This window comes from Jeongeupia chitinilytica, assembly GCF_014652315.1.
GTDB lineage: Bacteria > Pseudomonadota > Gammaproteobacteria > Burkholderiales > Chitinibacteraceae > Jeongeupia > Jeongeupia chitinilytica.
Window position 1 is genome coordinate 182,686 of the sequence record NZ_BMYO01000006.1, and the last position, 21,290, is coordinate 203,975.

Consider the following 21,290-nt stretch of genomic DNA (forward strand, 5'->3'; position numbering starts at 1 on the left):
GAAGCGGCGACTGGGTTACGCTGGCACCTTGCCGATTGAGGGAGAGGCCGATGAACAAGCCGATCGTGATCCAGGGGGCGATGCAGGTCGAGATCGCATCACTGGTTGCGCAACTGGACGAGGTAGTCGTCGAAACCGCCGGAGGCTGGACGTTCTGGTCGGGCCTGTTGGGCGGGGTTCCGGTGGTCATCAGCCGGACCGGCATGGGCATGAGCAATGCTGCCGCTGCGACGGCGCTGGCGATCGAACGCTATGCGCCGGCGGCGGTGATCAATCAGGGCACTGCGGGCGGGCACGATCCGGCTTTGCAGCCGAACGATCTGGTGCTTGGCACGCGGGTCATCCATCTCGGCGCGTTCCAGAGTCCCTTCCGCGACGCCGGCGCCGGCAGCGATACGCTGGCCTGGCGGCCGCTCGACCTGATGGACCAGAGCGAAAGTGCCGAATTCACCATGCCGGTGCCCATGTCGTTCGACGCCGATCCGGCGCTGTTGGCCCTGGCGCGCGAGGTCGGCTACCGCGCCGGCCGCGTTGTCGACGGCGTGATCGGTTCATCCGACGTCTGGAACAACGAACTCGACCGCATCGCGCACTTCCACGCCCGCTACGGCACCCTGGTCGAGGAAATGGAGGCGGCGTCGGTTGCCTTGGTCTGCGGCCAGTACGGGCTGCCCTTTCTGGGCGTGCGCGTCGTTTCGAACAACATCGTCAACGGTGCGGCGCACGACGTGAGCACGGCCAACGCCTGCCAGGCCTTCGTCACTGCGCTGCTGTCGCGATACCAGTCACCCGTTGCAGCACTGTTGCGTCCGCCGTTGTCCGCCGAGGAACAGGCATGAAGCTCACGATTTACCACAATCCGCGCTGCAGCAAGTCGCGCGAGACGCTGGCCTTGCTGCGCGAACGCGGTCTGGAGCCCGAGGTCGTTGAATACCTGAACACGCCGCCCGATGCCGAAATGCTGCGGCATCTGCTGTCGCTGCTCGGTCTTGTGCCGCGTGCGCTGATGCGCAGCAAGGAAGCCGAGTATGCCGAGCTCGGCCTTGATGACCCGGCGCTCGACGACGCGGCACTGATTGCCGCGATGGTGGCGAGGCCGAAACTGATCGAGCGGCCCATCGTCGTTGTCGACAACACGCGCGCGGCGATCGGCCGGCCACCGGAGTCGGTGCTGAAGCTGCTCGGGTAAGGACGGTATTCGGTGGACCGGAATGCCGCGGCAGGCAGCAAGGGACGGCCGGCGGGTCTAAGTTGAGAGTTCACCTGCACAAGGAGGACAGCGCGATGAAGTTGTGGAGTGATTCCTTTCATGACGGTAGCCCGATTCCGGGCGAGTTCGCCTTTGCGATCGCTGATACGGCCAACCACGTCGCACTGTCGGCCAACCGCAATCCGCAGCTGGCGTGGCGTGACGCTCCGGTTGGCACGAAGTCGTTCGTGCTGCTGGTCCACGACCCGGACGTGCCGAGCCGCGGGGACGACGTGAACCGGGACGACCGGGAAGTGCCCGCCGTCTTGCCGCGCGTCGACTTTTTTCACTGGGTGCTGATCGAGATTCCGGCTTCGGTGCGTGCGATTGCTGCCGGCGAGCACGCCGATGGCGTCCAGGTGCGCGGCAAGCCGGGGCCGGCGGCACTGCACGGCTTCCGTCACGGCATCAACGATTTCACCGGCTGGTTCGCCGGCGACAAGGCGATGGCCGGCAACTACTTCGGTTACGACGGCCCCTGCCCGCCGTGGAACGATGCGCTGACGCACCGTTATGTGTTCACGCTGTACGCGCTCGATCTTGAACGCCTTCCTGTCGACGGCGCGTTCACCGGCGCCGACGTACGCGCTGCCATCGCCGGTCATGTGCTGGGCGAAGCCAGGATGACCGGTACCTACACGCTCAATCCGCGCCTGCGCGCGCTCGACGGCCACGCCAACGGCGAATTCCATCAGGTTTCGTGCGAGGCGCTGGACTACCTCGAAATCGCCTGCATGGGACGCTACAAGCTGCACCTCGAACTCGTCGGCGGCGAAACGGCAATCGGGCTGGCACAGGACATCCGCGACCACGGCCATGCCGAATATCTGGTGCTGGCAACGCATGCCGGCGAGGTCGAGGTCCGCTTCGATCACATCCGTGCGCTGACGCCGCTGACCCCCGGTGCGCGTTTCGGCCACGTGGCGCTGCGCTGAAACAGATCGGCGTCGCATTCGCGACGCCGATCTGTTGTCCCTAACCGGTTACGTCAAAAGCGCCGGATCATTCCCGCCTGACCGGCAAGGCCGCTGCCAGCCAGCGACGGCCGCGGTGCCGCCGTATCGACGGTGACGGGCTTGCCGGCCTGTTGCGGCAGTACGTGGCCGTAGACCGGTGCCACCGGGCTGTCGTAGACCGTTTCGCCGTCGGTACGGATCTGGATCTGCTCGAGACCGGTCCGGGTAATCGTGGTGACTTCATGGCTGCCGGCCGACAGCGGCGAGAACGTCAACAGCATGTCGCGACTCAGCAGGCCGACCTTCTTGCCGATGCTTTCCTCCGCATTGTCGCGGTACAGCACGGTCGTCCATTGCCGTTTGGCGACGTTCGGCACGTGCCTGCCGGAGAACAGATCGCCGAGGTACTGCAACGGTGTACGGCTGCGTTCGGTCAGTGACTGCACCTGCCACTGCAGGTCGGAACCGTAGAGGAACAGGTCCAGTCGGTCGCGTTCCGCCGTGGTGTTCCAGTCGAACACGCAACCGATGGCCTTGATGTAACCGGGTTCGCCGGGGCGTTGCGACGGTGCACGGATCGTTGCGGCGATGTTGGCGCGGATCGGCAGCGTGCCGGACGGCAGGTAGAGCTCGCCATCGACTTCGACACCGTTGCGGACGTCATCGGGCAACTGTGCGTACAGCCGGAAACCCGACGACGAGATGTCGTCGACCGTCCCGTAAGTCGTTGTCCCGCCGGGAAAGCGCAGACGTGCCGGCAGCGGAATCGGGAAGCGGTACTCGTTGCGGCGGCTCTGGCTGCTGGCACGGGTGAACAGCAGCATCAGCAGTGCCAGCGTGCTGTTGACCAGCGCCCAGATCGAGTTGGCAATCAGCCCGTCGAGCGGCAGCTTGCCGAAGTAGCCGTACATCATCAGGCCGACCGGAATGGCAAGTGCCGACAGCAGCAGGATCAGGAACTGCGGCATCACGAAACGCCGGTAACTGCTGCCGGTCACCGACTTGCTGGTGACCCTGAACTTGAGTTTGCCGCGGAACATTGCCAGCGTGGCCCAGGCGAAGGCCCAGAAACGTGCGAAGTTGTACTGCTCTATCATCAGCGTCCGGCCGTAACCGCGGCTGATTTCCTCGTACATGAAGAAGGTCAGCAGGATGTAGGGAATGAAGCGGATCAGGAAGCCTTCGCTGAAGGTCGAGATCGGCGACAGCCCGGTGGTCAGCACGACGATCGGTGCGAGGTAGAAGAAGCCTTTCTGCCAGCCGTCGAAGTAGGTGCTCATCGAGGCGAGGTAGTTGATCCGCTGTGCCAAAGTCAGGCCACGGGCGAACACCACACCTTCACGCCGCCAGATCTGCATCGCGCCCTGACCCCAGCGGATGCGCTGCTTGATGAAGGGGACAACCGACGCCGGGGCAATGCCGAAGGCCAGCGAATGGGGGTGATAGACCGATTCGAAACCGGCCTTGTGCAGTTTCAGCGAGGTGTGCAGGTCCTCGGTGACCGTGCCGGTGGCAAAGCCGCCGATGGTGTCGAGCGATGCGCGCCGCAGGATCGCGCAGCTGCCGCAAAAGAAGGCTGCGTTCCAGTAATCCTTGCCGCGCTGGATCACGCGGAAGAACAGCGACTGTTCGGTCCACACCGTGGCCTGCTTGTTCTTGCGGTGCTGGTAGGAGTCGAGGTTGAAGAAGTCCTGCGGTGTCTGGACGAACGAGACTTTCGGGTCGTTGAAGTAGCCGAGCGTTTCCACCAGAAAACGCCGCGCCGGCGCGTGGTCGGCATCGAAAACGGCCACGAAATCGGCCTGGCTCAGCGCCAGACCCGCGTTGAGGTTGCCGGCCTTGGCATGCTCGTTGTTGTCGCGCGCGTGGTAGTTGCAGCCGAGTTCGGCGGCCAGCCTGGCCATTTCCGGCCGGTTGCCGTCGTCGAGCAGCCAGACCTTGTGCGGGTATTCCATCTCGATCGCGGCCAGCAGCGTACGCCGGACCAGATCGACCGGCTCGTTCAGCGACGGCACGAACACGTCGACGCTCAGTCCCGGCGGTGCCGCCGGCATGTCGCGTTCCGCCAGTCGCCAGGTCATGAACAGGTGCAGCAGCGCGGTGAAGAACCCGTACAGCTCGGCAACGTAGAGCAGCACCGAGAAAATGGGCGCCTGGGGGTTGAAGACGGTAGGTCGCCAGCTGAAGTAAATTACGGCGACGATCAGATAGACGATGACGACGAGTATTTGCGACGGGCGCAGTTGCTCGTACCGGATGCCGGTGGCTTTGCTCATGATACGGCTCTCCTGCTCGGACCCGTGCCGCTGCGCCTGCTGTCCGATGACCGCGGCGGGTCGTTATTTCGGGCGCTGCTGCCAAGGCAGTGCCGGGGCGGACTCTTCTTGCTTGTAAGATTACGCTAGCATCCGTGCAGCCGCTTTGTGCAGCAAACGACAGTCGGCAAGCGTCCGATGCCATTCGGCGATCGTTTTCGGGCGAACGGCAGGCCGTTCCGCAGGTGCGCGCGGACCGTTCCGGTTCTACACTCGTGAACCGTTCATCCATGGAGCCCGCCCCCGTGATCACCCAGAGCCACTTCGTCGACCTGCCGACCGCAACCGGCAGCATGCGTACCTATGTCCACCGTCCGTCCGGTGACGGCCAGTATCCGGCGGTGCTGTTTTACTCGGAGATTTTCCAGCAGACCGGGCCGATCGAACGTGCGGCGCGGCTGCTCGCCGGGCACGGCTATGCGGTGCTGGTGCCCGAGGTGTTCCACGAACTGAATCCGGCCGGCACGGTGCTGGCATACGATGACGCCGGCCGCGACAAGGGCAACGCCGACAAGGCGGCCAAGCCGGCGGAAAGCTATGACAGCGACAACCGGGCGATGATCGACTGGCTGGCGGCACAGCCGTGGTACGACGGCCATGTGGGTGCGATGGGCTTCTGCATCGGCGGCCATCTGGCCTTTCGCGCCGCGCTGCAGCCCGAGATCGCCGCGACCGCGTGTTTCTACGCGACCGACCTGCATTCGAACACGATCCCGAACGGTCCGGGCCAGCACAGCATGGACCGGCTGGCCGAGATCAGGGGCGAGCTCCTGATGATCTGGGGCAAGCAGGATCCGCACATCCCGGCGGCCGGGCGTGCGCAGGTCTATCAGAAGCTGGCCGATGCCGGCCTCGACTTCACCTGGCACGAGTTCAACGGTCAGCATGCCTTCATGCGCGACGAAGGCGAACGCTACGATGCGCAGCTGGCGCTGACCGGTTACCGGCTGGCGCTGGACCTGTTCGGCCGCGTGTTGCGCTGAGGGCGGCGGCGACGCGGCTAGTTGATCGACAACGCCGCGTCGACGACGAAATCCTGGCCGGTGCAGCCGCGGCTGGCGCGCGAGGCGAGGAACAGCGCCATGTGCGCGCAGTCGCTGGCGTCCAGACGGAACTTCAGCGCCTGCTGGTCGAGAAAGCGCTGTTCCATTTCCGGCGTGCCGGCTTCCTGCCACATCCGCACCTGCTTGTCGGTGCGGATCGCGCCGGGGACGATGCTGTTGACGCGGATGCCGGCCGGGCCGAGATCCTTGGCCAGCGTGCGGGTCAGGCCGTGGATCGCCGCCTTGGCGGTGGTGTAGGCCAGCATGGTCGGGTTGCCGCGCATCCAGGCAATCGAACCCATGTTGATGATCGCACCGCTGCCGCGGGCGCGCATGCCGGCGGCAACGGCCTGGATTGCGAAGACGTGGTGGCGCAGATTGGTCGCCAGCGCGTCGTCCCAGTAGTCGACGGTCAGGCCGTCCAGCGTGTGGCGGTCGTCGCGGGCGGCGTTGTTGACCAGCACGTCGATGCCGTGCCAGATCGATTCGACTTCGTGGATCGCCGCCTGCAGTGCGGCAATGTCGCGCACGTCGCAATGCAGGTAGTGCATCGGTGCATCCGGGTGACGGGCCAGCAGCATTTGCGCGGCCACGTCGTCGACATCCAGAAACGCGACCTTGGCACCCTGGGCCAGAAAGGCCTCGACCAAGGCTTCGCCGATGCCGGACGCACCGCCGCTGACCAGCACGCGCTGGCCGGCAAGGTCGTCGTAGTGGACTTCGGTAAAACTGAGTGGTGCGGACATCGTGATCCCCAAGGCGACACTGCCGCCCATTTAGCCTTCGAACCGGCCGGGCGACCATGTAGAAATGTCAATTTTCGGCGAGGTTTTGCAACCGTCCATCGCGTGAAGTCATTACAGAGGTGGCGGGCACGAATGGACTAAACTCGCAGGGCTATGCCCATGGAGTTGAAGATGTCCGAATCCGCCCGCGCCGACTGGCTGCGCCGCCTGCCCAAGACCGAATTGCACCTGCACATCGAGGGTACGCTCGAACCCGAGCTGATGTTCGCGCTGGCGCTGCGCAACGGTGTGACCCTGCCTTACCCGGACGTCGACGCGCTGCGCGCCGCCTACGATTTCCACAACCTGCAGTCCTTCCTCGACCTGTACTACGCCGGTGCCGGCGTGCTGCTGACCGAGGCCGATTTCTACGACCTGACCTGGGCCTACCTCGAGCGTGCGCACGCCGATCGTGTCGTCCATGTCGAGATCTTCTTCGATCCGCAAACGCACACCGAGCGTGGCGTGCCGTTCGAAACCGCGCTAGCCGGCATCCGCCGCGCGCTGGTCGACGGCGAGGCGAAGCTCGGCATCGGCTTCAGGCTGATCCTGTGCTTCCTGCGCCACCTGTCCGAAGACGCCGGCTTTGCCGCGCTCGAGCAGGCGCTGCCTTTCCTGTCGCAGATCGATGGTGTCGGCCTCGATTCGAGCGAGCACGGCCACCCGCCGGAGAAGTTCGCGCGGTTGTTTGCCCGCTGCAAGGCGCTCGGCCTCGCGCGTGTCGCCCACGCCGGCGAGGAAGGCCCGGCCGACTACGTCTGGCAGGCGATCCGGCTGCTCGACGTCGCGCGCATCGATCACGGCGTGCGTGCGCTCGAAGACGACGCACTGGTCGCCTATCTGGCCGAACACCGCATCCCGCTGACCGTGTGCCCGCTGTCGAACATCAAGCTGCGCGTGTTCGACACGCTGGCCGACCACCCGCTGCGTACGCTGCTCGAACGCGGGCTGGTCGCGACGGTGAACTCGGACGATCCGGCCTATTTCGGCGGCTATGTCGGCGAGAACTGGCAGGCCTGTGCCGATGCGCTGGACCTGACGCGTGCCGAGCTGGTGCAGCTGGCCAGAAACGGCATCGAGGCTAGCTGGATGGACGATGCCGCCAAGACGCGCTGGTACGCCGAAATCGATACACTGGCCGCCGAACCGGCCTGATTCCCCTCAACCCACCCGTGGACACTGCCATGGCCGACATCAGCCGCAAATACCGTCAGAGCATCGGCAAGGCCATCCGCGATCAGGTGCCGCGCTCGTCGCACACGAACTGGGTACGGCGCGAACGCGATCCGGTCGCGCTGATCGAGGCATCGAGCGAAGGCCGGGTGCCGGCGCTGATCCCGCTGCGCTACGGCCGGATGCAGGCGTCGCCGTTCGCCTTCTTCCGCGGCACCTCGCTGCTGCAGGCCTTCGATCTGCAGGGCAGCCCGGATACCGGGCTGGCGACGCAGATCTGCGGCGACTGCCACCTGATGAACTTCGGCGTCTACGCCACCCCCGAGCGCAACCTCGTTTTCGACATCAACGATTTCGACGAAACGCATCCGGGCCCGTGGGAGTGGGACATCAAGCGGCTGGCGGTCAGTGCGGTGCTGGCGGCGCGCGAACGCGGGCTGAGTGACAAACGGGCGCACGAACTGGTGCGCATGCTGGTGCAGACTTACCGGATCCGCATGGCGAGCTATGCACGGATGAGCGAGCTCGAACTGTGGTGCGAAAAGATCGGCTTCGATGCGCTCAAGCGCTCGGCCGACGATCCGGAAATCGCCGCCTGGCTCGACCAGAACGCCGCCAAGGCGCGCAAGCGCACCCACGACCGGCTGCTGCCGAAGATCACCACCGAGGTCGACGGCACCTTGAAGCTGGTCGACAACCCGCCGGTGATCTTCCACCTGAACAACGAGCATTCGCTGCTGCCCGACGACGACGCCATGCGCCAGGCGGCCGACATGCTCGACATCATGCAGCCGAGCTACGCCCAGTACCTGAACACCCTGCAGGACGACCGGCGCCTGCTGCTGTCGCGCTACCGGATGGTCGACATCGCCTTCAAGGTCGTCGGCGTCGGCAGTGTCGGCACCCGCTGTCTGGTGATCCTGCTGATGGACGAACACGACCAGCCGCTGTTCCTGCAGCTGAAGGAAGCGCGCGAATCGGTGCTGGCGAGCGTGCTGCCGCCGGCGCCGTATCCGCATCAGGGCCAGCGCGTCGTCTCGGGCCAGCGGCTGATGCAGGCGACCAGCGACTTCTTCCTCGGCTGGCTGGTCGGCCCGACCGGACGGCATTTCTACGTGCGGCAGTTGCGCGACATGAAGCTGTCGGCCCGGCTGGAAACCTACAACGCCGAGATGTTCGAATCGTATCTGGGCACCTGCGGCTGGACGCTGGCGCGCGCGCACGCCAAGGCCAGCGGCCTGTCGGCCGAGATCGCCGGCTATCTCGGCAGCAGCGATACCTTCGATCAGGCGATCGCCGACTATGCGCTGGCGTACGCCGACCAGACCGAGGCCGACTACGCACTGTTCAAGCAGGCGATCACCGACGGCCGGTTGCCGGTACAACTGCCGGACGAGTGAACCGCACCGCCAATGCAAAGGGCCGCAATCGCGGCCCTTTGCATTGGCGGTTTACTTCGCCGGTTCGCTGGTCGGTTTGGCTATGATCTCCTTCAGCTCGGCCGTCATCGGGAATTCGAGGTCGATACCCTTGGGCGGAATCGGTTCCTGGAACCAGCGCTGGTAGATCTTGCCGATCTCGCCCGACTTGTACACGCCGGCCAGCGTGCCGTTCACCAGATCGCGGAACGGCGCGTCGTCCTTGCGCACCATGCAGCTGTAGATCTCGCGCGATGCCGGCGTGCCGACGACGATCCAGTCATGCGGCACCTTGGCCTTGGCGCGCTCGCCGTACAGCAGCGCGTCGTCCATGTAGAACGCCATTGCCCGGCCCGACTGCAGCATCAGGAAGGCCTCGCCGTGGTCCTTGGCGCTGATCACGTTCATGTTCATCTGTTCGTCGGCGTTGAGCTTCTTCAGGTAGCGCTCGTTGGTGGTGCCGGCGGTGGTGACGACGTTCTTGCCCTTCAGGTCCTTGAAGTCGCGGATGCCGCTGTCCTTGTGGGTCAGCAGCTGGCCCTTGACGTAGATGAAGCCGTAGGAGAAATCGACCTGCTTCTGGCGTTCGGCGGTGACGCCGGTCGAGCCGCATTCGAGGTCGACGGTGCCGTTCTGCACCAGCGGAATCCGCGTCTGCGAGGTGACGAGGTTGTACTTCACCTGCAGGTTGGGCAGGCCCAGCGTCTTCTTCAGCTGCTCGACCACCTTGCCGGCCAGCTCGACCGAGTAGCCCATCGGCTGGCCGCTGCCGTCGCCGAGATAGGAGAACGGGATCGATGCATCGCGATAACCCAGGGTTATCGTTCCCGTTTCCTTGATCTTCTTCAGCGTGCCGCTCAGCTCCTCGGCCGCCGCACAGCCGAGGCTGGCAACGAGGGTCGAGACGGTCAGCGTGGTCAGGACAAGCTTGTTCATGCGTGGACTCCCGGTGGTGTAGCGGCCAGTGGCCTGATGGTGTTGTGCGGTGAAACGTGCACCGTTGCGGTCGGGCCGCCTGTGGCGTTTCACGTGGAACGGTTACTGCGGTTTGACGGCGGTGACGGTGATTTCGACCAGCACCGCCGGTCGTGCGAGTTCGGCCTGCACCGTGGTGCGGCACGGCACCTTGCCCGGGCTGAGCCAGGCACTCCAGACGCGGTTCATTGCGGCGAAATCGCCGGCGATGTCCTTCAGGTAGATCGTCGCGGTGGCGATGTCGTCCTTGTGGGCGCCGGCCTCGGCCAGTAGCGCGTCGATCCTGGCCAGCACTTCCTTGGTCTGGTCGACGATGTTGCCGCCGCTGCCGGGCACCTGGCCGGACAGGAAAACGAGACGGTCGACGATGATGGCGCCGGACAGGCGATCATTGCTGGCAATGCGGGTGAGGGACATGCGGGGTTTCCTTGGTTCAGGCCGCGCTCAGGCCGAAGCCGGTCAGGGCGATGGCCGGCGCGCGCCGGTCTATGAGTTCGCTGAGGATCTGGCCGCTGCCGCAGGCCAGCGTGAAGCCGAGTGCACCGTGACCCACGTTGAGCCAGACGTTGCGGTACGGCGTGGCGCCGATCAGCGGCACGCCGGTCGGCGTGGCCGGGCGCATGCCGGCCCATTCGATCGCCGCGTCGTGGTCGCCGGCATCGGGAAAGCTCTCGCGGGCCTGCGCCCGCAGCACTGCCAGCCGTTTCGGGTCCGGTGCGGCGTCGAAGCCGACAATGTCGACCATTGCGGCAATGCGCAGCTGGTGGCCGATGCGGGCGTAGACGATCTTGCGGTCGTAATCGGTGATGCTGGTTTCCGGCGGCATGTGACCGGGGCCGACCGGCAGGGTCAGGCTGTAGCCCTTGAGCGGGTACAGCGGCAACCGGATGCCGGGCAGACCGAGTTCGCCACTACGATGGCCGGCGGCGATGACCACGTGGTCGAACGGGAGGAAATCACCGTCGACGAGCACGCCGTGTGCGCTGCCGCCCTTGTGGACGATGGACGACACGCGCCGGTTGGTGAGCAGCGTGCAGCGATGCGACGTCCGCAGTTTCTCGGCCAGCCGCCGGCAGAAGACGTGGCAGTCGGCGACTTCCTCGTCCGGTGTGTAAATCCCGCCGACGAAGGCGCCGTCGGGCAGGGCCGGCTCGGTCCGCAGGCAGTCGCCGGCGCTCAGCACGTGTTGCGCCGAGGCGTCGGCCAGATGTCGGGCCGCATGCTCGAAGCTGGCGCGGTCGCGGAAGGTCACCAGCTTGCCGTTGCGGCGCCAGCCGAAATCGCCGAGCTCGTCCTCGGCCATCCATTGCGCCAGCGTGGCCTGGCTCTGCAACGCCAGCCGCAGCAGGTGTGCGCCGTTGCGGTGGTTGACCGAGCTGCGGCAGGCCAGCAGGAAGGATGCAAGCCAGCGCCACTGCGCCGGATCGAACCGCGGCTTCAGCCGCAGCGGTGCATCGTCGCGCCCCAGCCAGCCCAGTGCCTTCAGCGGCACGCCGGCATCGGCCAGTGGCGCGACGTAGCGGTAGGACAGCTGGCCGCCGTTGGCAAAGCTGGTCTCGGTGCCGACGTGTTCGCGCGCTTCGAGCACCGTGACGCTGTGGCCGTCGCGGACCAGTGCCCATGCCGTTGCCAGCCCGATGACGCCGCCGCCGATGATGCCGATGTGTGCCATGCCTTGCGAATGCCCGTTGAATGTCCGTTGATGACATTCACGTTAATCCGCAGTGACAGCACCGCGATAATGAATAAACATGGCCTTTGTATAAGCAAAGGTTATGGGCAATGCGGCTACGGCATATCGAAGTGTTTCAGGCGATCCGCCAGAGCGGATCGGTCAGCGGCGCGGCGCAGCTGCTGCATGTGTCGCAGCCGGCGGTGACCAAGGTACTGCAGCATGCCGAGCTGCAGCTCGGGTTTCCGCTGTTCCTGCGCGTGCGCGGCAAGCTGCAGCCGACGCCGGAAGCGCTGGAGCTGGAGCGCGAAATCGCCAAGGTCAGCGAGAGCCTGAAGTCGGTGCGGCGGCTGGCGCAGAACCTGCGCAACAACCCGGGCCGGACGCTGCGGGTCGGCGCAACGCCGGCACTGGCGCTGGCATTGCTTCCACAGCTTGTACCCAGCTGGCTCACACGTTTTCCACAGAGCGGTTGCGAGTTGTCCACACACCACACCCGCGAGCTGGTGCAGGGGCTGATGATGCGCGAGCTCGACGTCGGCCTGACGCTGAAGCAGCCGGACCACCCGGGGCTGGCGGTGCGGACGATGACGACCGGTGCGCTGGTCGCGCTGGCGCCAAGCGGCTTCTGGGCTGAATCGCAGGCCGGTGTGCCGCTGCCGATCGACGCGCTGGCGGATACGCCGCTGATCGGCCTGTCGACCGACGATCCGCTGTCGGCGCTGCTCGAGCACCACCTTGCCGTGGTCGAGCCGCCGCCGCGCATCCGCCTCGCCGTGCAGACTTATCCACTGGCGCGTGCACTGGTCGAGGCCGGCGCCGGCGTCGCCATCGTCGACCCGTTCACCGCGCTCGGCGCCGACCCGGCAGCGACGATGATCCGCCCGCTGGCACCGGTACTGCCGATGACGCTGTACGCGCTGACCCGGATCGACGAAACCCCGTCGCACCCGCTGACCGCGCTGCTGGAGCTGGTCGCGGCACGGGCGGGCGAACTGGTGAAGCAGGCTGGCGGGTCGGGGCGGCCAGCCTAGCGTTTGCGCATCAGCAGCGACGGCATGGCGATGCCGATCGTCAGTGCCAGCAGGATCATCGCCGCACGGACGATGCCGGTACCGGCATCGACCAGATAGGGTTCGGCCGACTGGCCGGCGGCGAGGCCCGAGAGCTTCATCAGCGCGTGCACGGCCTCGTACATCGACACGCCGGGCACCATGGGGATCGCTGCCGAAATCGCGAAGACCGGCGCCGCAAGCCGGACGCGGCGGGCCCACAGCTCGGCCAGCCCGCCGATCGCCAGCGCGGCCAGCAGCGTGCCGAGGGTGATGTCGATGCCGGTGTGCATCAGCACGTCGCGCAGCAGCCGGCCGATGACCGCAAGCACCGCGGCGGCCCACAGCGCCCGCGGCGGCGCGTTGAACAGCAGTGCGAAGCCCAGTGCCGCCGGCGCGGCCCACAGCGAGATCAGCCAGGTGCTCATACGACGATCCTCAGTGCGACGCTCATCCCCAGCGCCAGCCCGACGACGAAGACCGCACCCATGGTCAGGCGCACCAGCGCGTTCAGATAGCTGCCGCTGAGCAGGTCGGCCGCGCCGTTGATCAACGGTACTCCGGGAATCAGGAACAGCACCGACGCCGCCAGCGCCGCCTGCGGCGTGCCGGTCAGGCCCTGCAGCAGGCCGACGACCAGCGTCGCGACGAAGGCGGCGGCCGGGGCGAACACGAAGGGCTTGAAATGGCGCATCGCCAGCAGCTGCCGCACGCGCATGCCGAGCGCTGCGCCGATGCTGGTGATCGCCACCGCCATCAGGTCGCCGTGGAACAGCGCCGCAAACGCGCCGCAGGCGAAGCCGACGAAGACCGCGACCAGCCAGGCCGGATAATAGTGTGGATAACTTTCCAGATCGTCGAGCAGCGTGGCAAAGCCGTTGGCACCGACGCGACCGGCCTCGAGCGCGTTGACGGCACGGTTGACGCCCGAGAGCACGCGGAAGTTCACCCCCATGTGCGGGGCGCGCCGCAACGCGGTTTCCTGCCGGCCATCGACGCTGACGGTGACGCCGAGACTCAGCGACGAGACGATCGCATCGACACGGCGGGCGCCGAGCGCGCGCGCGGTGCGGTCGAGCGTTGCCGTGGTGCGCGCGGTATCGCCGCCGCTCTGGTGCACCAGCACCGCAGCGTCGAGCGCCAGCTTGGCGATCCGGGCCGGATCAGGGAGTGGTTGGGGCTGTGGCACGTCCATGCTTCGATTGTGGACCGGATGCATTGCGGCGTTTTTGCCAACGGTCAAGCCGCCACAGCAAAAGCAGCGCCAGAACAAGGCCGTAGATCGCCGGCTCGGTGATGTCGCGCTTCACCAGCCACCAGTAGTGGACGACGACGAGGATGCTGATCGGATAGACGAGTTTGTGCAAGCGCGCCCAGTTGCGCTTGAGTTTGCGCACCATGGCGTCGTTCGACGTGACCGCGAGCGGTATCAGCAGCACGAAGGCGGAAAAGCCGACCGTGATGAACGGCCGCTTGACGACGTCGTGCCACATGGCGCCGACGTCGAAAAAATGGTCGAGCGCGAACCAGGTGGTGAAATGCAGGCAGGCGTAGAAGAACGCGAACAGCCCGAGCATCCGGCGGAACTTCAGCAGCTCGTTGCGGCTGGTGAACTGGCGCAGCGGCGACACGGACAGCGTCACCAGCAGGCCGACGAGTGCCCAGGTGCCGGTCGAATGGGTGATGAACTCCACCGGGTTCACTGCGGACGGTGCCAGCCACACCAGACGTGCCAGCGGCAGCAGGCAAAGCAGGAAAACGGCGATTTTCAGGTTTCGGATCATGATGCTTAGGTCCCGGTCGGTGCAGGTCGGTTCCTGCCATGGTGCGGATACATACGGCCGCGGGGCTGCGGCAGATGTATTCACCCGCTGCGTGGCATCCCGCGTACAAGCTTGAGTCGCCGCAGCCGCGCCGATCTGACACCCCTTATAATCGGTTTTTTTCCCGCGCCCGCCATTGCCATGACCATCGTCCAGTCTGCCCATCGTCTCGTCATCAAGGTCGGCTCCAGCCTCGTCACCAACGAAGGCCGCGGGCTCGATCACCACGCGCTGGCGCGCTGGGCCGAGGAAATCGCCGAACTCGCCAAGCAGGGCAAGGAAGTCGTGCTGGTGTCGAGCGGCGCCGTTGCCGAAGGGGTGGCCCGGCTGGGCTGGAGCGAAAAGCCCAGCGCCGTGCACGAGAAGCAGGCCGCCGCCGCCGTCGGCCAGATGGGGCTGGCGCAAGGCTACGAAAGCGCCTTCCGCCAGCACGGCCTCAAGACCGCACAGGTGTTGCTGACCCATGACGACATGGCCGACCGTACCCGCTACCTGAATGCCCGCTCCACCCTGCTGACGCTGCTGTCGTTCGGCGTGATCCCCATCATCAACGAGAACGACACCGTCGTCACCGCCGAGATCAAGTTCGGCGACAACGACACCCTCGGTGCGCTGGTCACCAACCTGATCGAAGGCGATGCGCTGATCATCCTCACCGATCAGCAGGGCCTGTACACCGCCGACCCGCGCAGCAACCCGGACGCGCGGTTCGTCAATCAGGCGATTGCCGGCACGCCCGAGCTCGAAGCCATGGCCGGCGGCGCCGGCTCGTCGGTCGGTACCGGCGGCATGTACACCAAGATCATCGCCGCCAAGCGTGCCGCCCGTTCGGGCGCGGCCACGGTCATCGCCAGCGGCCGCGAACCGCAGGTACTGACCCGGCTGGCCGCCGGCGAGGCGATCGGCACGCTGCTGATCTCGCACACCACGCCGCTGGCGGCGAAGAAGCAGTGGATCATCGACCACCTGCAGATCCACGGCCGCGTCCACGTCGACGAAGGCGCGCGCCGCGCCATGCTCGACCGCGGCTCCAGCCTGCTGCCGATCGGCGTCACCCAGATCGACGGCGACTTCCCGCGCGGCGAAATCGTCCGCATCGTCGGCCCGGACGGCGTCGAATTCGCCCGCGGCATCGCCAACTACCCGAGCAAGGACGCCAAACGCATCCTGCGCCAGCCCACCGGGCAGATCGAAGCCACGCTGGGGTATATCGACGAGCCGGAACTGGTGCACCGGGACAATCTGGTGATGCTGTAGGCCAATGGAGTAGCTTCAAGGGTGCACGATGCTCCAGGCACGGGGCCGTATGGATTGATTCAGCCCGTATCGGGCCGGGTTCGCGCAAGCCGATGCGCCAGTTCCATGATGTACTGGCTGTTTTCTGGCAGCGTTGAGCCTTGTTTCACTCGGTCCAGTCAGCGTGTTTCGATTTGGGGGTCGGGGAGAGATGTGTTTCGGGGAATGAATGCCCAACCGTGATGCACTTGAATTCCAGGACTCCGAGGTTGCGGTCGTCGGTTTTGATGGCGAGGATTTCCTTGTCCGCTTCTCGGCAGGCCGGATTCGTCGCGGGCAATCCCGGCCGTGTGGCGATGATGATGCGGAGTTCATGCAGCCTCTCGTGCTGCGGTGTTTTCATGCGTCCCTCGTCGAGCAAGAGCCCGGCTGCATCGGCAGCCTCGCACATGGCGTACTGCGGGTGGCGGGGGCCGGTCCGGGGCGCGTTCCAGTTCCCTTTGAAACGACTGAAAGCGTCGAACTGGAACTCGTTTTCGCCAACGGCGCCATGTGCAGGGTGACCGGTCGGGGCCTGACGCTCAAGTCTGCGGGCGAGGCCCCTATTGCCGAGTGGCTGAAGTGCTAGCTCAGCCAGGGCTGCCGGGCCAGTTTGGGGCGGCAGTCGATGCGACCTGCATTGCCGTTCCCCGAGCCGTTGGTCTGTCCACGAAATCCAGGTGCCGCAGCCAGGCTCGGTGCCCGAGTCGCGCGTGTTTCAGCGTCGATGAAGCGGCTTGCGTTCGGCGTTGCCCGCCATCGCTCCCGCCACGTGCCAATGATCCGGAAATGGTAACCAGGCGCCAAAAATCGCATGGTGAAAAACGGGAGTAGAATCGGCGGGTTGCGAAATCGGATGCAAGGGCAATGAGCCGCAAAAAATCACCGGGAGCGCGCCGGTATTGGGCGGACATGCTTGTGGCCGGTTTCGGCGGCGAGATTGCCCGAAAACAGCCGGGCAGCCGATGGCAAGTGGCTGATGCTTGATCGCGGACTCGCCATAAGGGCGTAGACGGATGCGCCGCGGTTTTACCGAATCAGGGCAGAACCCGAATGATTGGCATGTTTGATTCCGGGCTGGGCGGATTGTCCGTTTGGCGCGCTGTATCGGCGCTGCTTCCTGAATTGCCCCTCTGGTATGTTGCCGACCAGGCACGGGCCCCGTACGGCGGCCGCGATCATGGCGAGATCATTGACCGTTCGCTCCGAATCGGTCGTCACATGCAAGCGGGTGGGGCGGAATTGCTGGTTGTTGCATGCAATACCGCAACCGCGGTCGCGGTAACCCATTTGCGACGCGCGCTTTCCATTCCGGTCGTTGGTGTGGAGCCTGCGGTCAAACCGGCTGCGATTGCCACAAAATCCGGAAAAGTCGGTCTGCTGGCGACGAAGGTCACGCTCGAAAGCCGCCGGCTGAAGGCCCTCATCGAAAACTACGCTGCCGACGTTGAAGTCATCCTTCAGCCGGGGACCGGCTTGGTCGAACAGGTCGAGGCCGGCGAGCTCGATAGCGCGGATACCAGAGCGCTGGTTGCCGCCGCGATAGTGCCGTTCCTGAACGCAGGGGTGGACCAGATCGTTCTCGGTTGTACCCACTACCCGTTTTTGTCTCCGCTCATCCGCGACATCGCCGGGCCGGATATCGAGCTGCTTGAACCCGCCACAGCCGTCGCGCGTCGCGTATCGTCGCTCGCCGGGCCCGTTCATCGCGTTTGCAGGGACACGCCGCACCAGTTCATGAGTACTGCCCCGAGCCAGCGGTCGACACTGGCCATGCACAGGATGCTCGGGTTTTCATTCCCGGTGATGCCGCTTCAGCTGTGAGCGGCATGCAATGTCCGGTGGCGGCCAGTTGCTTACATGTGATGCTGGATCATCACAAGATTCATGCTGAATTCATTGCTGAGATAAAGTAAGCAAATCCGTCGTGGCCGTGTCCGGCCATGACGGCTTCCGCCTTTTGGCCCCTGGAGCCCCATGATCAGCGAAGCGAGCAGTCTGGACTATCCGTTCATCGAAAAGGTGACCCGCCAGAACATGGCGCACCATTATGCGCAGCACCGGATCGAGTGGAACGACGAGGCCCATGCATCCGGGCTGGCGGCCACCGACAACTACATCGTGCGCGACGACGACGAGCGTGTCGCGGTGATCCGCATCAGCTTCAACCAGCGCCATCTGTACATCAACGATCTGCAGGTCATTCCCAGGGCGCAACGCAACGGTATCGGCACCAGGCTGCTCGACCACGCGATGTCGCTGGCGCGGGCGAGGGAGCTTGAAGCCGTGCGCCTGTGCGTGTTCAACGGCAATTCGGCGAAGAAATTCTACGAAAAGCTGGGTTTCGAACAGGTGGGCGAGCAGGGCAGCGTGCTGCGGATGGAGTGCAGGGTTTAAAGTGGGGGTGGCCGGCCGGTGGCCATGAAAAGGAATTCCCATGCAGGACTTGAGCTTGCTCAGCAGCAGCATCGTTTATGAAAACCCGTGGCTGCGCGTGCGCGAGGACCGGTTCGTCCGGCCTGGCGGTGCCGAGGGGCTGTACGGCGTGGTGGAGAAGGACGACTTTGCCGTGATCGCGGCCGTTGCCGACGGCCGGGTGCAGCTGGTCGAGCAGTTCCGCTACCCGGTTCAGGGCCGTTACTGGGAGCTGCCGCAGGGCGTGGCCAAATCGGCCAACGGCGATCTGCTCGAAACGGCGCGGATCGAGCTGCGCGAGGAAACCGGCTTCGTCGCCGAAGATATCGTCGATGCCGGGCCGCTGTTCCTCGCCTACGGCATGACGACACAGGCCTACCGCGTGTTCGTGGCGACCGGACTGACGCAGGTAGGTACGGCGCTGGAGGCCGAGGAGGAAGGGCTGATCAGTCGCAGTTTCTCCATCGCCGAAGTCGAGCGGATGATCATCGCCGGCGAGATCCGCGATTCGGTCACCGTGGCGGCGTTCGGGCTGTTGCGGCTGAAAGGACTGATCTGATGCCGGCCGGCGCCGAGGTCCATTCGCTGGCCGACCATGTGGCCGCGATTCTGGGGCTGGCGCAGACGCCGGCGATCGTCGCGACGACGAACCGCAGCGAACGGTGGCAGGATCAGGGCTTCACGGTGTGCCGGACGGTCAGCGACTACCGCTTCGACAACGGCGTGCAGATCCGCCGTACCGTCGAGCAGGACGACTTTCCCGATGCGCTGGCCTGCGCCGAGTGCTGGATCGAATACACGGTGCTGGCCGATGCCGGCCAGCCGTTGCAACCGGTACGCAAATCGTTCGACAACGCCTGCCGCGAGGCCTTCTGGCTGGCGTATCACCGCGCCTGAACGGCCTTGGGTGACAGCCGCTGCATCTGCGGTACCGCGTGATCGTAAAAACCTTTCCAGCCCTCGCACAGATAGCTGAGGTTGCCCTCGCCCGGCCGGGTCTTGAGCAGCCGGGTGCGCGGGCATTCGCCGTAGCACAGCGTCAGGTGCGGGCAGCGGCGGCACTCGCCGGGGAGGCTGTTGAACTTGTCGAGGCCGAATTCGAGCTGGCGCAAGGAAAACACCATCTCCGACAGCGATTTCTCGCCGATCCGGCCGATTTCGTATTCCGGATAGACATAGTGGTCGCACGAATACACACGGCCGTCCTGTTCGACCGCAACGTTCTTGCCGCAGAACGGGCTGCTGGTGCACAGCTGTGCCGGCTTGCCCTGCAGTTGCGCGATCGTGGTTTCGAACTGGTTGATCTTGATCCGGTTCAGGTCGCGGGCGAACCATTCGTCGAACACCGTCGAAAGAAACGTACCCCAGTCGGCCGGATCGACGCTCCAGTCGGTGACGATGGACAGCGGATGGCCGGGCCGCGCGCGCGGGCTGCCCTGCGGCGCCAGCCGCTGGCTGTCCAGATGCCCCGGCGCAACGTGTTCGAACTGCTTCGGTTCGACGCAGGGAATGAACTGCATGTAGGTCGAGCCGAGTTCGTCGCGCAGGAAGCGGTACACGGCGAGCGGCTGCAGCGCATTCTTGCGGTTGATCACCGTCAGCGTGCTGAACGGCACGGCGTATTTCTTCAGGATTTGCGCGCCGCGGAATACTGCATCGAAGCTCGATTTGCCGCTCTTGGTCGGCCGGTAGGCGTCGTGCAGTTCGCGCGGGCCGTCGATGCTCAGCCCGACCAGAAAGCCCGCCTCGGCGAGGAAGGCGCCCCAGTCGTCATCGAGCAGCGTGCCGTTGGTCTGCAGGTCGTTGGAGATGCGCCGGCCCGGCGGCAGGTGCTTCTGCTGCAGCGCGACGATGCGGCGGAAGAAGTCGACGCCGAGCAGCGTCGGCTCGCCGCCGTGCCAGGTGAAGACGATCTCCTCGACGTCCTGGCTGGCGATGTAGTCGACGACGAAGGTCTCCAGCAGCGCGTCGCCGATGCGCTGGTTCTTCTGGTCGAGCAGGCCTTCCTTGCTCAGGTAATAGCAGTAGTTGCAGTCGAGGTTGCATGCCGAGCCGACCGCCTTGACGGTCGCGTGCATGTAGCGGCTGACGCCGTGGCCGGGCTTGTTGTCACCGGCGTCGAGCCAGGTCTGCAGCGCTTCGGGGCTGATGTTGAGGCGCTTGGCATGGTTCAGGGTTTCGGTGCTGTGCATGGTGTATCCGGTATTCAGGCGTGGTGCGGAGTGCGGCTGGCGCGGGCGAGCGACGGTCGCAGTGCGCGATAGGCGTCGGCGTAGCCGCGCAGTTGCTGTGTCAATGGTCGGTCGGCCGGATGTTTGCGGGCCAGCGCGGTGGCGACGGTGGCGTCGATCAGCTGCAGCTGGGCATCGACGAACTGCAGGCAACGTTCAAGCATTTGCGGTGAACGGGTGGCCAACAGTGCAATGAGTGGTGCCGGCGACAGGTTGAAAAAACCGTCGTGCGGAATGCGCGGCCACACCGCCGGGGCGTGCAGTTCGGTCGCCAGCGTGGCGTACAGTGGCCGGCCCCAGTGGGCCTTGTCGGCGGCGAGGGCATGGCGGTGTGCATACAGCGCGTCGAGGTAGGCCGGGTCGACGACGTCGGTGGCGTCGGCCAGTGGCGCATGGCCATCGCGCTGGCCGGGGACGATGCAGTCGGCATCGCCCAGTTCGTCCTGCCGGCTGGCGAGCACCGCGTGCTGCAGCCGGTCGGAACGCAGCGCGTCGAGCGGCACGACTTCGCAGGCCAGCGGTTTGTGGTCGGCGTGCAGACCGCACAAGCCGGCATCGTCGCGCGCCGGGCAGCGTTGCAGTGACGGGTAGTCGATTGCCTGCAGCGTGATCTGCAGCGCCTCACCATCGGGCGCCGGCAGCAGCAGGGCCCGGTCGATGTCCGCCTGCGCGGCGCGGTCGGTCGCCGTGAAGTCGCCCGACAAGGGCCGGACACGGCGCAGCGCGAGCACGCCGATGAAACGGGTCTCGAAGCGCAGCAGCTCGTCCAGCGTCAGCAGCGGCGGGGTGTTGCAGCACTGGCCGCAGGCGTTGCAGCGGAAGGCGAAGTGCCCGGCCGGTGGCGGATTCCCGGCTGCGACTGGAAACGGGATCGGATGGATGATGGTCATTGCGGTCAGAACCGCACG

At 65.6% G+C, this 21,290-nt stretch carries 23 protein-coding genes; 13 read left to right on the top strand and 10 right to left on the bottom strand.

Annotation, left to right across the window (positions count from 1 at the left end; genetic code table 11):
- Positions 1 to 50 precede the first annotated feature (50 nt).
- The 3 genes from IE097_RS12260 to IE097_RS12270 all read left to right on the top strand — a co-directional run bounded on the left by IE097_RS12260 (position 51) and on the right by IE097_RS12270 (position 2,184).
- Positions 51 to 839 carry a 5'-methylthioadenosine/S-adenosylhomocysteine nucleosidase gene (locus IE097_RS12260; protein ID WP_189461136.1) on the top strand — a complete coding sequence of 263 codons (789 nt, stop codon included), beginning with the start codon at positions 51 to 53 and terminating at the stop codon, positions 837 to 839.
- Positions 836 to 1,189 (top strand): arsenate reductase (glutaredoxin), encoded by a 354-nt coding sequence (arsC, locus tag IE097_RS12265; RefSeq protein ID WP_189461137.1) that lies wholly within the window; start codon positions 836 to 838, stop codon positions 1,187 to 1,189. The genes IE097_RS12260 and arsC overlap by 4 nt, the downstream gene beginning before the upstream one ends.
- Before the next feature lie 95 nt (positions 1,190 to 1,284).
- Positions 1,285 to 2,184, top strand: a complete 900-nt coding sequence (locus tag IE097_RS12270; RefSeq protein WP_189461138.1) for a Rho-binding antiterminator — start codon at positions 1,285 to 1,287, stop codon at positions 2,182 to 2,184.
- A 53-nt stretch (positions 2,185 to 2,237) separates the two neighbouring features.
- Here the strand turns inward: IE097_RS12270 and IE097_RS12275 are convergent, their stop codons facing one another.
- Positions 2,238 to 4,481: a glycosyltransferase gene (locus tag IE097_RS12275; RefSeq protein WP_189461139.1), complete on the bottom strand. Its 2,244-nt coding sequence runs from the start codon at positions 4,479 to 4,481 to the stop codon at positions 2,238 to 2,240.
- Positions 4,482 to 4,750: 269 nt separating this feature from the next.
- Here IE097_RS12275 and IE097_RS12280 point away from each other — a divergent pair, with 269 nt between their 5' ends.
- The gene (locus IE097_RS12280) at positions 4,751 to 5,503 is read left to right on the top strand and encodes a dienelactone hydrolase family protein (protein ID WP_229797566.1); all 753 of its coding nucleotides are present in this window, start codon (positions 4,751 to 4,753) and stop codon (positions 5,501 to 5,503) included.
- Positions 5,504 to 5,520: 17 nt separating this feature from the next.
- On the opposite strand, the gene IE097_RS12285 is transcribed toward IE097_RS12280, so the two are convergent.
- Positions 5,521 to 6,309 (bottom strand): SDR family NAD(P)-dependent oxidoreductase, encoded by a 789-nt coding sequence (locus tag IE097_RS12285; protein WP_189461140.1) that lies wholly within the window; start codon positions 6,307 to 6,309, stop codon positions 5,521 to 5,523.
- A 171-nt stretch (positions 6,310 to 6,480) separates the two neighbouring features.
- Between IE097_RS12285 and IE097_RS12290 the strand changes: the two genes are divergently transcribed.
- A complete protein-coding gene (locus IE097_RS12290) occupies positions 6,481 to 7,503 on the top strand; it encodes an adenosine deaminase (protein ID WP_189461141.1) in 1,023 nt (340 codons plus the stop codon).
- Positions 7,504 to 7,532: 29 nt separating this feature from the next.
- On the top strand, positions 7,533 to 8,921 hold the full coding sequence (locus IE097_RS12295) for a DUF2252 domain-containing protein (RefSeq protein WP_189461142.1): 1,389 nt from the start codon (positions 7,533 to 7,535) through the stop codon (positions 8,919 to 8,921).
- A 51-nt stretch (positions 8,922 to 8,972) separates the two neighbouring features.
- Here the strand turns inward: IE097_RS12295 and IE097_RS12300 are convergent, their stop codons facing one another.
- From IE097_RS12300 to IE097_RS12310, 3 genes are all read right to left on the bottom strand, one after another.
- A complete protein-coding gene (locus IE097_RS12300; protein WP_189461143.1) occupies positions 8,973 to 9,875 on the bottom strand; it encodes a transporter substrate-binding domain-containing protein in 903 nt (300 codons plus the stop codon).
- A gap of 102 nt (positions 9,876 to 9,977) precedes the next feature.
- Positions 9,978 to 10,331: a RidA family protein gene (locus IE097_RS12305; RefSeq protein WP_189461144.1), complete on the bottom strand. Its 354-nt coding sequence runs from the start codon at positions 10,329 to 10,331 to the stop codon at positions 9,978 to 9,980.
- Between the two features lie 16 nt (positions 10,332 to 10,347).
- A complete protein-coding gene (locus tag IE097_RS12310) occupies positions 10,348 to 11,586 on the bottom strand; it encodes a D-amino acid dehydrogenase (protein WP_189461145.1) in 1,239 nt (412 codons plus the stop codon).
- A gap of 110 nt (positions 11,587 to 11,696) precedes the next feature.
- Between IE097_RS12310 and IE097_RS12315 the strand changes: the two genes are divergently transcribed.
- Positions 11,697 to 12,620: a LysR family transcriptional regulator gene (locus IE097_RS12315; RefSeq protein WP_189461146.1), complete on the top strand. Its 924-nt coding sequence runs from the start codon at positions 11,697 to 11,699 to the stop codon at positions 12,618 to 12,620.
- Here IE097_RS12315 and IE097_RS12320 read toward each other — a convergent pair.
- Genes IE097_RS12320 through msrQ form a run of 3 tightly spaced genes read right to left on the bottom strand, consistent with a single transcriptional unit; the run spans position 12,617 to position 14,626 of the window.
- The gene (locus tag IE097_RS12320) at positions 12,617 to 13,066 is read right to left on the bottom strand and encodes a threonine/serine exporter family protein (protein WP_189461147.1); all 450 of its coding nucleotides are present in this window, start codon (positions 13,064 to 13,066) and stop codon (positions 12,617 to 12,619) included. The genes IE097_RS12315 and IE097_RS12320 overlap by 4 nt on opposite strands.
- Positions 13,063 to 13,827 carry a threonine/serine exporter family protein gene (locus tag IE097_RS12325; protein WP_189461148.1) on the bottom strand — a complete coding sequence of 255 codons (765 nt, stop codon included), beginning with the start codon at positions 13,825 to 13,827 and terminating at the stop codon, positions 13,063 to 13,065. The genes IE097_RS12320 and IE097_RS12325 overlap by 4 nt, the downstream gene beginning before the upstream one ends.
- A complete protein-coding gene (gene msrQ / locus IE097_RS12330) occupies positions 13,802 to 14,626 on the bottom strand; it encodes a protein-methionine-sulfoxide reductase heme-binding subunit MsrQ (RefSeq protein WP_189461149.1) in 825 nt (274 codons plus the stop codon). The genes IE097_RS12325 and msrQ overlap by 26 nt, the downstream gene beginning before the upstream one ends.
- On the opposite strand from msrQ, the gene proB reads away from it, so the two are divergent.
- The 6 genes from proB (at position 14,603) to IE097_RS12360 (ending at position 19,048) form a co-directional block, all read left to right on the top strand.
- Entirely contained in the window at positions 14,603 to 15,718 is a 1,116-nt protein-coding gene (gene proB / locus IE097_RS12335; RefSeq protein ID WP_189461150.1) for a glutamate 5-kinase, read from the top strand. The genes msrQ and proB overlap by 24 nt on opposite strands.
- A 208-nt stretch (positions 15,719 to 15,926) precedes the next feature.
- The gene (locus IE097_RS19345) at positions 15,927 to 16,325 is read left to right on the top strand and encodes a hypothetical protein (RefSeq protein ID WP_229797567.1); all 399 of its coding nucleotides are present in this window, start codon (positions 15,927 to 15,929) and stop codon (positions 16,323 to 16,325) included.
- Positions 16,326 to 16,798: 473 nt separating this feature from the next.
- Entirely contained in the window at positions 16,799 to 17,560 is a 762-nt protein-coding gene (murI, locus tag IE097_RS12345; protein ID WP_189461152.1) for a glutamate racemase, read from the top strand.
- Between the two features lie 153 nt (positions 17,561 to 17,713).
- Positions 17,714 to 18,133 (top strand): GNAT family N-acetyltransferase, encoded by a 420-nt coding sequence (locus tag IE097_RS12350; RefSeq protein ID WP_189461153.1) that lies wholly within the window; start codon positions 17,714 to 17,716, stop codon positions 18,131 to 18,133.
- A 40-nt stretch (positions 18,134 to 18,173) separates the two neighbouring features.
- On the top strand, positions 18,174 to 18,710 hold the full coding sequence (locus IE097_RS12355; protein WP_189461154.1) for an NUDIX domain-containing protein: 537 nt from the start codon (positions 18,174 to 18,176) through the stop codon (positions 18,708 to 18,710).
- Positions 18,710 to 19,048 (top strand): hypothetical protein, encoded by a 339-nt coding sequence (locus tag IE097_RS12360; protein ID WP_189461155.1) that lies wholly within the window; start codon positions 18,710 to 18,712, stop codon positions 19,046 to 19,048. Before IE097_RS12355 ends, IE097_RS12360 begins: the two co-directional genes overlap by 1 nt.
- Here IE097_RS12360 and IE097_RS12365 read toward each other — a convergent pair.
- Together IE097_RS12365 and IE097_RS12370 are read right to left on the bottom strand one after the other, a co-directional pair.
- Positions 19,036 to 20,343 carry an anaerobic sulfatase maturase gene (locus IE097_RS12365; RefSeq protein WP_189461156.1) on the bottom strand — a complete coding sequence of 436 codons (1,308 nt, stop codon included), beginning with the start codon at positions 20,341 to 20,343 and terminating at the stop codon, positions 19,036 to 19,038. The two genes, IE097_RS12360 and IE097_RS12365, sit on opposite strands and share 13 nt — an antisense overlap.
- A 14-nt stretch (positions 20,344 to 20,357) precedes the next feature.
- Positions 20,358 to 21,272 (bottom strand): YkgJ family cysteine cluster protein, encoded by a 915-nt coding sequence (locus tag IE097_RS12370; protein ID WP_189461157.1) that lies wholly within the window; start codon positions 21,270 to 21,272, stop codon positions 20,358 to 20,360.
- Positions 21,273 to 21,290: the final 18 nt, after the last annotated feature.